7 protein-coding genes are annotated in these 11600 nt (G+C 31.7%); 6 read left to right on the top strand and 1 reads right to left on the bottom strand.

Going from position 1 to position 11600, the window contains the following annotated elements:
- The first annotated feature begins 1016 nt into the window (after positions 1-1016).
- The 6 genes from BOW57_RS16905 (at position 1017) to BOW57_RS16930 (ending at position 10198) form a co-directional block, all read left to right on the top strand.
- Entirely contained in the window at positions 1017-1574 is a 558-nt protein-coding gene (locus BOW57_RS16905; protein ID WP_070905662.1) for an RNA polymerase sigma factor, read from the top strand.
- 252 nt (positions 1575-1826) lie between these two features.
- A complete protein-coding gene (locus BOW57_RS16910) occupies positions 1827-2630 on the top strand; it encodes a FecR family protein (protein ID WP_129055926.1) in 804 nt (267 codons plus the stop codon).
- A 119-nt stretch (positions 2631-2749) separates the two neighbouring features.
- Positions 2750-6160: a SusC/RagA family TonB-linked outer membrane protein gene (locus BOW57_RS16915; protein ID WP_081912508.1), complete on the top strand. Its 3411-nt coding sequence runs from the start codon at positions 2750-2752 to the stop codon at positions 6158-6160.
- Positions 6161-6193: 33 nt separating this feature from the next.
- Complete coding sequence (locus tag BOW57_RS16920) at positions 6194-7711, top strand: SusD/RagB family nutrient-binding outer membrane lipoprotein (protein WP_035625445.1); 1518 nt, start codon at positions 6194-6196, stop codon at positions 7709-7711.
- A gap of 155 nt (positions 7712-7866) precedes the next feature.
- Entirely contained in the window at positions 7867-8697 is an 831-nt protein-coding gene (locus BOW57_RS16925; protein ID WP_035625443.1) for an endonuclease/exonuclease/phosphatase family protein, read from the top strand.
- Positions 8698-8983: 286 nt separating this feature from the next.
- Positions 8984-10198, top strand: a complete 1215-nt coding sequence (locus BOW57_RS16930) for an ATP-binding protein (RefSeq protein WP_035625441.1) — start codon at positions 8984-8986, stop codon at positions 10196-10198.
- A gap of 401 nt (positions 10199-10599) precedes the next feature.
- Here BOW57_RS16930 and BOW57_RS16935 read toward each other — a convergent pair whose 3' ends face one another.
- Complete coding sequence (locus BOW57_RS16935) at positions 10600-10854, bottom strand: hypothetical protein (protein ID WP_129055928.1); 255 nt, start codon at positions 10852-10854, stop codon at positions 10600-10602.
- Positions 10855-11600: the final 746 nt, after the last annotated feature.

Here is an 11600-nt window from a genome sequence, read left to right on the forward strand (position 1 = left end):
TTTTGCGCAGAACACTGGCACAAAAAGATTTTCACTGTTATCAGGGCTAAGGGCCGCCTAAAGGTCCTATTTTATCTTTTGAAAAATGCATATTCGAAGCCAATTGTTGTATTTTTTGTAAATTATCACTTTTTTTAATATCATACGCTGCAATTCTCTTAAAGCTATTAGTACTTTCGGCAAAGAATAAATGAAGAATCTAAACATTGGAACGTATCTTTCAGAACTACTAAATACGCACCTTTTAATACTGATGCAATAAAATATAGCATAGTGCGGCTCTTTAGACTAATAAATTTATAAAGTATAATAAAAAAGGCGTCAATTGTCTTCAATTGGCGCCTTTTGGCAGTGTGGTGACAGGAACGGGATAAATTTCAACAAAATTTATGGAGGTTTGAAGAGATTAGCTTACTATATTTAGTGTCTTTCTTCCATTGGCTTTATGAATTTGGTTTGGATGTTCCGTTGGGGATTGATGTAAAAATTCATGAGCTTAAATTATTTAATTGTCTTTTCATTTAGTTTTAATTGTAGTTCCTTTAACAGTACTTCATTTATACTTTTTAAAAACTTAAGATTTCTTAATATAAATATTTTTTTTAAAATGACTCTAACTTATCGAATGGAATTAATTCAATTTTGTGATCCAAATCTGAGTGTCCAGCATCTTTAATACAATAAAGTGCAGTCATAAAAGTATTTAACAAAAAAGTCATTCTCAAAGATTAAAATCCATATGCCTAGAAAGATTCAGGAGGTTAGATAATGGATAACTATGTTTATATCATTCTGTAAATTAATAGTTTAATTTTAAAATTACTTAAAGGCTTATATTTTATGCTTACAGATTCTATAGAACTTATTATTATAACATTTTACCTCTTTATCAAGATCATTTTTAAGTTATCAAGCCTGTTTTCTGATTAATTAAAAATTTAATAAAAATATCATATTGATAAATAGTAAAGTTAGGTAAGGGCCATATAGTTTTGCAGTAAACTAAAACTAATGTAGTGAACGCAGAATACAATACTTTTTTAGACAAAAAACCTGTTTTCAATAAAGTTTACCAGCAGAACTGGAAAGCCCTTTATTCTTTTGCTTTTAATATTTTGCGTGATAAAGAATCAACAGAAGATATTATTCAGGAAATATTTATTGACTTTTGGGTACGAATGAATGATACTGATATTCAAAATTATACAGCATATTTGTTTCAGGCAGTTCGAAACCAATGCGCTAAAAGGCTTAGATATAAGAAACTAACAGTTTTTGAATTACAAGTTTTAGAAGAATCTATACAATTGATAGATGAGGAAGAATTTTTTGAATTTCCAAAAGAGCAGATCGTTGAGCAAGTCAGACAAAAGGCACATGAAATTTTACCTCCTAAGTGCCTTGATATCTTTAATCTTAGATTTTATGAAAAGCTGAGCATTAAAGATATTGCTGAATATAAAAAGATATCAGTAAGTACAGTTGAAAATCAAATTAATAAGGCTTTAAAAATGTTAAAGACAGAAAATGATTACTTCATTAAATTATTGGCCATCCTTATTTTTTGTTCTTAGCTAGAGTTCTTTTCAAGCTTTTTGTTAAGAATGTTAACAAATTGTAATCCTTTAAAAATTTTATAGGTGCTGCCTGCTTTTCGTGTACTATATAATAAAGACCTTATTAAATAGTCATATGCAAAAACAGTACAAGCATCTTTTTAAAAGATACAGTGAAGAGAAATCTTCTGAAAAGGAAAAAAAATAATAGATACTTATTTTAACAAAATTCAATATAACGGTATTACAGAACAGAATATTGATAATGTTTTGGGAGATCGTATTTTGCTTAAAATAGAAGAACGTTTAGAAAGAAAAAAGAAAACCTATTATTATAGAATTTCGGCATCTGTTGCGGCTGTTATACTTTTAGGAACGTTGCTGTTTACTTTTAATTCTATTTTTAAAACGAATCATTTTATTACTGTTGCTGCACAATTTGGTGAGCAAAAAAATGTACGATTACCTGATTCCTCAGTGGTTTATTTAAACTCAGGAAGCAGTATAGTTTATCCGGAACACTTTGGAGAAGATTCCAGAGAAATTACTTTAAAAGGAGAAGCTTATTTTGAAGTTGTACACAAAGAAAAACATCCATTTATAATTTCTTCAGCTCATTTTAAAACGCAGGTTCTGGGAACCAGATTTATTGTAACCAATTATGAAAAAGGTCTTGCGTCAGTAACGGTTGTTTCCGGAAAGGTAAAAGTTACAGATCAGCATTCATCTAAATCCGAAATTATCACTAAAAATCAGAGAGTGAGTTATGATGATGTTTCAGGGGCTTTTATAAGATCTAATAATATCGAATCATCAAATTACCTGGCATGGAGAGAGGGAAGAATCTTTTTTGATCACGCTCAGATAGATCAGGTATTGCTAACACTACAGAGAAAATACAATGTGGTACTGAAACTGGATTCAAAACCTTATCAATGCAATACTATTAGTGGAAATTTCTCAGGCAATGACATCGAAAAAATCTTAAGCAGTATTCGTTTCATTAATGATATGGAATATAGCACAATTAAAAATGACACCATAAAAATTAAACTAAAACCCTGTAAAAACTAGCGCCTATGCAAAACTGAAAAACTACTCAAAAAATATAAAAAAAACCCGAACATGGCGGCCACCAATCATCGGGTCACATTAATTGCAAATAATTAACATAAAACAAATATATTCAAATTATGTATCTTGTAACAAATAAAAACAATAATAAAAAGAATATACTTTTCTTTTTTTTGGTTACGTTATGGACACAAGTGACATTTGCGTCAGCATTTACCTCGCAAAGCACAGAATCTACTCCAGTATCAGTTTCAAAAAATGTTTATGAACTCAAAGCTTTATTTAAAGCTATTGAAAGTCAAACTGATTTTTCACTTCTTTATTCTGATGAGGTTGCAAAACTTAAAACTCAAGTTCCTTTTAGTTCAGGAACACAAACAATAGCAGCATTACTTAAGGAAGCTGCTGTTAAATTTAAAGTTGCTTATCAGATAAATGATGGTTTGATTACTTTTAAAATGAATAATCCTGCTAAAGGTAAAAAGGCAGTAAATGTCGCAAAGCAAATAAAAATCTCAGGTACAGTTACGGATAATTTAGGTAAACCAATTCCCGGAGCTACAATTCTGATTGAAGGAACATCAGTAGGGGTGCAAACGGATTTAGACGGAAAATACAGTATTGAGGCCGGAGAAGGAGAAATACTAGTTTTTGTTTATATGGGATTTAAGACCGTTAAACAAAAAGTTGAAAAAGATAGGACAATCAATATTACCCTTGAAGAGGAAGCTGAAGCACTAAACGAGTTAGTAATTACTGCCTTAGGAATTAAACGAGAAGAAAAGGCTCTTGGATATGCTGTACAAAAAGTCGATGGCTCTTCAGTACAAACGGTAAAAGGTGTAGATGTTGCAACGTCATTAACTGGTAAAGTATCAGGTTTACTTGTAAAAAACAGTACTGAATTTGCAGAATCCCCTACTGTTGAAATTCGAGGCGAAAGTGCCTTATTAGTTATTGATGGAGTACCTTATGGAAACATGACTCTCAGGGACATTCCTGCTGATGATATAGAATCTTTAAGCGTACTCAAAGGAGCAACTGCATCAGCCTTATATGGCTATCGTGGCGCCAGCGGTGCTATTGTTGTAACAACCAAAAAAGGAAGTTCTAAAAAAGGCCTTACGGTATCGTTAAACAGCAGTACGATGTTTACAGCGGGTTATCTGGCAATTCCCGAAACCCAAACGACTTTTGGAAGACAGATAGATGCTACTACCAATATGTATAAGGGAACAGGCTCTTGGGGAGTACCAATGGAAGGACAAGAAGTTGTTCAGTGGGATCCGGTTAGTAAATCGTATAAATCGATGCCTTATTTACCAGTAGGAAAGGATAATTTTAAAAACTTTCTGGATCAGGGTTACATTTTAAATAATAACTTAAGTGTAACACAGCAAGGAGAATTCGGGAATCTTAGATCATCTGCAACCTGGGTTAGCAATAAAGGGCAATATCCAAATTCTCAATATGATAAATATACTTATGCATTAGGTGGAGATATTAGTGTAGATAAATTCAAATTATCATCTTCAATATCGATAAATAAGCAAAGTTCGCCAAATATTGGATTTAATGGTTATAAAGGCTATGATCCAATGTATAATATTCTGGTTTGGTCATCTCCGGATTACGACATACGAAAATATAAAGATTACTGGCTTGTAAAAAATGAGTCGCAAAATAACAGTTATACCGGTACAAATAATAATCCTTATTTTGACAGATTTGAAAGATTACACAGTTTAGACCGCAATGTTTTTAACGGTTTTGTTTCGGCAAGTTATGAAATAGCGCCCTGGCTTAATGCTACTGTCAGAACTGGTTTTGATACCTATAATAACAAACAGACAGTTAGGGTTTCAAAAGGGTCTCTGGTTGGTGCCGGTGTCTCTACAGTTATTCTTAACGGGACTGAGATTTGGGGTGAATCTCTAAAAGGATCTTATAATGAAGGCCTAGGAAGTGGTTATAGTTCTAATACTGATTTTATCTTAAATGGAAATAAAAAGATCAATGATTTTGATATTGACGGTCTTTTTGGAGGAACTATTTATTATACACAGGACGAAGGTATTGAGGCCAGAAGCCAGGGAGGACTTTCTGTTCCTGGGTTCTATTCTTTAAAGGCTTCTGTTACTAATGCTGTTGTGAATTCTTCTGTTTATAAAAGACAGGTAAACAGTTTTTATGGAAGACTTGCCGGATCGTGGAAGGGAATGGCTTTTCTTGAAGGTACTTTACGAAAGGACTGGAGTTCAACTCTTCCTGAATCTACACGTTCTTATCTTTATCCATCTGTTTCAGGCAGTTTTTTAGTCTCAGAAGTTTTACCAAAATTTGATTGGTTAACTTTATGGAAACTTCGCGGTTCCTGGACTTCATCTAAAACCCCGGCAGGAGTTTATGATATTAATTCGGTTTACAATATTACAACCAATTCCTGGGGAGGTTTAAACTCGGCATCTTATCCTGATGTTATCCGTGGAAACGAAGTTAGACCCGAGTCAGCCAGTACATGGGAGATGGGAACAGCTGCCAATTTGTTTAAAAAACGTTTGTCATTTGATTTTACTTATTATTCAAAGAGAATGTACGACTTTTTAACCGCTACCAATGTCAGCAGTGCATCAGGTTTTAGCTCAAATTATATCAATATAGATCAGGAAATTACCCGAAGAGGAGTTGAACTTACACTAAACTTTACACCAATAAAAACTTCAGACTGGCAATGGGATGTAATGGCAAACTGGTCTAAATATGCACGCTATTATACCAAGTTGGACAAAGAATTTTCGGCAGATAGACCCTGGGTAAAAGTTGGAAACAGAGTTGATGCTTTTGTTTTAAACGATTTTCAGAAAAGTGTAAATGGTGCTGTTATTTATGAAAATGGGCTACCGGTCTATTCTCCTTATGAGTCCGTTTATGGATATGGTGATCCTGATTGGATTTGGGGGCTGACATCTTCACTTTGTTATAAAAATTTCACTTTGAATATTTCTGTTGATGGACGGGTAGGAGGTTTGGCACAAACTACAACCGAAATGTATATGTGGCAGTCTGGAAACCATCCTGACTCTGTAAATGATATTCGTTACAAAGATATTACTACCGGTACAAGTAATTATGTAGGAGATGGAGTAAAAGTAATTTCAGGTGCAGTAACTTATAATGCTTACGGAAATATTACCAGTGATACCAGACAATATGCTTCAAATGATGTTCCTGTTACTTATGAGAACTATGTAAAAAGAATTCATAAAGGTACAGCCTGGGGAGGTAATTCATCTCCTGCGGATACTTACAGCACTACTTTTTTGAAATTAAGAGAAGTCTCACTTACTTATAGTGTTCCTAAGTCAGTATATAGTTTTATAAAAGCAAAAAATGCTACAGTATCAGCAATAGGTCAAAATTTATTCCTTTGGGCAAAAGATTTTAAATATTCTGATCCAGATGGAGGAGTTGATAATTTTAGCGATCCTTCACAGCGTTTTGTAGGTTGCAATATTAAGCTTGAATTCTAAATTTAAAAGTAAACATAATTTAAAATTATTGATATGAAAAAAATAATCGTTGCAATTACAGGTATGCTAATGTTTTCTGGCTGTAGTAATTTTGATGAAATCAATACCAACCCTAATACGCCTACCCAGGTAAGTGCTTCACTATTAGCTACAAATATAATTCTGAGTATTGCTAAATATCAAGGCACTGATTCAAAAGAATATATTTCTGAAAATGCTTTGCCAAAATATGTTGGTTATGCTAATGAAGGACAATTAGGAACTCAATATAACTTAATAGCCAATTCAAGTTTTAACAAAATGACCATTTTACCTGATATTGATAAAATGTTACTTGCTGCTCAAGGCAGCCCGGCAGAAAACTCATATAAAGGAATAGGTCATTTTATAAGAGCGTATACTTTTTATATCCTTACCATGAAGATGGGAGATATTCCATACAGTGAAGCAAATCTTGGACTGCAAGGCAATTATAAACCAAAATACGACGCTCAAAAAGAAGTTTTTATGGGGATTCTTGGTGAATTGGAACAAGCACGTCTTGAATTCTCACAAGGTTTGACTTTTGATGGAGATCCAACCATTTTTAAAGGAAATCCTCAAAGATGGAGAAGAGCCTGCAATGCATTTGAACTTAAAGTTCTAATGACTCTCAGTGCAAAAGAGAGTGATGCTGATTTAAAAATTAAAGAGAAATTTGCCAGTATAGTTAATGAAAATATACTTCTTCAAGATGATTCTGATTATTTTGGCTTAGAGTATAATACCGTAAACCTTCATCCATTATACAGTACAAATGATATGTTTACCGGAAGAACTATTTTAAGTGATATTGTAGTAGACAATCTAAAAAGACTAAACGATAAAAGATTGTTTTATTTTGCAGAACCCTCAGCAGATCAAATTGCAAAAGGATTAGCTCAAAACAGCTTTATGGCTTATACTGGTGTAAAAACTTCATTAGATTATGGACTAATGAACGCTAATTATGCAGGTGGCAAATATTCTAAAATAAACCTGCGATACCAAACCAAACAAAATAGCGATCCAAGAAGGCTGCTTACCTATGCAGAGCAGGAACTGATTTTGGCCGAAGCGAGCATTAAAGGCTGGATTACTGCATCAAATGCACAGCTTTATTATGAAAATGGAGTGAAAGCTGCCTTAAAAAATCTTATGAGTACAGATGCTTCTTTTGCACATGGAAATCCTATTGTGCAAAATGATATTGATACTTATTTTATCGGTGAAGCAGCATTTTCGGCAGATGCAGCTACGCAATTGAAGCAAGTTTGGATGCAGCGATATTTGCTCAATTTTTTAGTTGATGCAGAAACTGCGTATTTTGAATACAGAAGAAATAAATACCCGGATTTTAATATTGACCCGACAACAAACCTAAACGTTAATAGTCCTACTAGTATGCCTATAAGATATTTATATCCTTCTTCGGAATTGAATTATAACAGTCAAAAGTTGATGGAGGCCTTAAACCGTCAATTTGGAGGTTATGATGAAATTAATAAGACAATGTGGCTTTTAGCAAATTAGCAAAAAGGTCATATTGATTAGTTTTGTTTTTTTATTTTTTTGAACGCTGCTCTTTATAATTAGAGCAGCGTTTTTATTGGCAAATAATAGAAAATAAGAAATCAATTTTAAAGATTTAAAAATAAATTAATTCAATACAGAATAAAAATAAAGTTATGAGAAAAGTAAAATTTTTGATAGTGATTCTTTTGGCCATGCAAATCAATGGACAGAATTTAAAAATAATGACTTACAATATTCGTGTAGACCTAGCAGTTGATGGTGATAATGACTGGAGCCACCGCAAAGATTTTTTTACATCCCAAATTCAGTTTTATCAGCCCGATGTATTTGGAATTCAGGAAGCGGCACCAAATCAGGTAAATGATATTGCAAGTAACCTTGCTCAATACAGTTTTGTTGGTATAGGAAGAGAAGGTGTTGGAAAAGGGGAATCCTCTACTATTTTTTATAATAGAGAGCGTTTAAAAATGCTTTTAAATAACACATTTTGGCTTTCAGAAACACCCGGTGAAATTTCTTTGGGTTGGGATGCGGCATATAAAAGAGTCTGCACCTATGCTTTGTTTAAAGATCTAAAAACAAAGCAGCTTTTCTGGATTTTCAATACCCATTTAGATCATGTTGGTGAACAGGCAAAAATAAATGGTATAAAACTTATTCTTGCTAAAATTAAAGAAGTGAATAATAAAAATTATTCGGTCATTTTTACTGGAGATTTAAATTCAGAGCCTGAATCAGAGGGCATTTTTCTTCTAAAGAAAGAAATGAAAGATACCAGAGAAGTTTCAAAAACACTACCTTTTGGTCCTTCTGGAACTTTTAACGGTTTTAAGCACAATGAACCCGTAACACGATTGCTGGATTATATTTTGATATCTAAAGATACTGGTTTTAAAGTAGAAAAATTTGCTGTTTTAAGTGATTCAAAAGACTTAAAATATCCATCCGACCATTTGCCTGTTTATGTAGAATTGAGTTATTGAAGGAATATATATCCGATTAAATAGAAAACCTTTTGATAATTTGTAAGAAAAAAAAACTAATATATTTAAATTAGCATTAGGGTAAACGGGATAGTAAGAACAAAATGAAGCCTCATTTTGATACAAACAAATTCGCTTTGAACAAGATTGAATTTTATATGTAGGCTAGTTTTAAAATAATTAGGTATATTATTAAGGAAAATTAGTTATTTTTATCGTTAAAAGAAATAGAACTTCCTTACATAATTACGTTTGTTATAATAGAAAAAAATAAAAATTCAGTTATATGCAAAAACCTGAAATACCTGATAACGAGCATCTTCGTTTCGAAGCCTTAGATGCTTATAAAATACTAGATACATTGCCTGAAGATGAGTATGATGCCTTAACCAAAATAGCAGCACAAATTTGTGGTACACCCATCGCATTGGTCACTTTAGTTGATCATAATCGACAATGGTTCAAATCGCATCATGGTTTAAATGCAACCGAAACTCCAAGGGATTTTGCTTTTTGTGCACATGCAATAAACACACCGGATGAATTATTTATTATTCCTGATGCCACTAAAGACGAAAGGTTTCATGATAATCCGTTAACAATTAATGACCCAAACGTAGTGTTTTATGCAGGCGCTCCGTTAAATACCAAAGACGGTTATTCTTTAGGGACGCTTTGTGTTATTGATACAAAACCAAGAGAAGGTCTTACAGAGAACCAACAAGAATCATTAAAGGCATTGGCCAATCAAGTGATTTCGCAATTTGAACTTCGTAAAAAAAATAGATTTTTAGAAGATTTGAATGATGAAATTATTAAAAAAAATGTGCAGTTGGACCAATTTGCTTATCGGCTTACTCATGATTTAAAAGTACCAATACGAGGTATAAATTCATTATTAATTTTTATAAAAGAAGATTATAAAACACTCCTTGAAGACACAGAATTAGAAGCTTGCATCGATTTAATTTATTCTCGAAATGAATACATGGATTTCTTAATTAATGGAATCTTAGAATATACAAAAGTTAGTAACGATCAAATTTGTTTTGAAGATTTTAATGTCGAAAGCACTATTCAATATATAGTTAATAATGGTGCTTTACATATTCCGACTCATATAAATTTTAGGAATTGCGATACCTTTATAAGGCATTCAAAAATAGGTTTTGTTCAAATTATTCAAAATCTTTTATCAAATACAACGAAACATACCGACAAAGAAGAATGTAATGTTTGGATTTCACTAACAGAAAATGAAACTAATTATTCTTTTGTTTATGAAGATGATGGGCCAGGTATACCAGAAAAATATTGGTTAAAAGTATTTGAGTTGTTTGAAACAGTTAACTCAAAATATGGTAAAAATGCCGGTATTGGCTTGTCAACAATAAAAGCCATAGTAGATCGAGTAGTGGGTACTATTTATTTGAAGAATAGAGAAGATAATAAAAAAGGTGCTTGCTTTTGTTTTGTTTTACCAAAAGAGTATAACTGTTAATTTTTGACGGAAGATTTTATCAGCCTACAACAAGCATTTTACTTTTTCTTTTAATAAAAGTAGTATCGAAAATTTGTTTGTGAAGCAAGAAAATAGCACTTCACTAGAATTACATCGCCTTTTAATGATTTTAATTTGGATAAAAGCTCAGAGCTTTTTGGGCAAAAAAGGTGGTAATATTTTTTGGTACTTAGCAAGTCTTTTTTGAAGGTGTAGGCAATTTCAAAATTGATTTTTAAAAGCGCAAAGTACAACAATAAATGGCAATGTAATTCTGGAAGTAACTGCAATAGTGGAACAATATTGGCGCAAACAGGGTAATGGCAGTGGCAAAAATGAAACAAAAATTAGTTTTAGTTTGTCATTTTTCAAATAACTTATAAAAAATTCTTTGCTTGATACTATAACTTATGGTAACTAATACCGTTTTTGAAATGTATCGAATAAAATTTTCTTTTTAAACGGTTATTAACAATTTGAAGTGTTATTCCGATTAATGAAATGGCTAAAAAAATCATAATCAAAGTGTTTGCTTCGATAGGGATCTTTGGCTCTAGGTTTTTTCCAATAGTTATAATAATCATGGAGAATACTAAATAGTGCTCAGATTTGATTCCAATAGGAATTGTGTTTGCTAAAGTAATTGCTGTTTTCATTTTTCAGTGGTATTTGAATGAAACTTCATTTCTTGTTGATAAATAGTTTTAATTTTGAGTGTTTACTAAATCGAATAGATTATCTATCGAAGTTGCAATCACTGCTGACATTGTTAAATTGTTTTTGGAAATAATTATTTTATTAATTTTTATTTTTTTTGTTCCTTAATTCTGACACAAATCTAAGACGATTATAAGAATTGTTTTTTGTTTTTTCGATGAATAGCAGTTTGTTGTCGATCAATAATCAATCTTTATGCTTGAATTACAGTTGATTATGATTTTGTGTCGATAAATTAATATTAAAAATGGAAATCGTCCTTTTTTTTGTTTTTTTTAATATTCAGTTTACTTATTATATAGTTACAGACGTTCTACTTATATATAAGAAATTTTAAAAATCAGATGCAATGGCTATTCGATAAAAATTAGATTGAAGTATTAGGATCCCTTTTTAGATGTCGTTTTTTACTGGCTTCCGGATATTTTTTATGAATGAATTACATATAAAATACCATTCGTCGACACTTTTTTTGCAGTTGTCTACACTATATTATGAATTAACTAAAAAAGACTCTTGCTTTAAAAGGAATAAAATTACCTTTGAAGTTGAATAAGTATGCATCAAACTTTAAAATTAATAAAATGGACAAAATCGTTAGAATTATACTATTAATAGAAGATGATGCAATTGAAGTAATGAAATTCAATAGAGTACTAAAAAGTTTAGAACTCAATCATCGAAT

It is taken from the genome of Flavobacterium sp. YO64 (assembly GCF_004119505.1).
In the GTDB taxonomy this organism is placed as follows: Bacteria; Bacteroidota; Bacteroidia; order Flavobacteriales; family Flavobacteriaceae; genus Flavobacterium; species Flavobacterium oncorhynchi.

What these genes read in the sequence shown, in the direction of transcription:
- BOW57_RS16915 (WP_081912508.1), top strand. Translation starts at nt 2,750, where the DNA reads ATGTATCTTGTAACAAATAAAAACAATAATAAAAAGAATATACTTTTC.
- BOW57_RS16920 (WP_035625445.1), top strand. Translation starts at nt 6,194, where the DNA reads ATGAAAAAAATAATCGTTGCAATTACAGGTATGCTAATGTTTTCTGGC.
- BOW57_RS16925 (WP_035625443.1), top strand. Translation starts at nt 7,867, where the DNA reads ATGAGAAAAGTAAAATTTTTGATAGTGATTCTTTTGGCCATGCAAATC.
- BOW57_RS16930 (WP_035625441.1), top strand. Translation starts at nt 8,984, where the DNA reads ATGCAAAAACCTGAAATACCTGATAACGAGCATCTTCGTTTCGAAGCC.
- BOW57_RS16935 (WP_129055928.1), bottom strand. Translation starts at nt 10,854, where the DNA reads ATGAAAACAGCAATTACTTTAGCAAACACAATTCCTATTGGAATCAAA.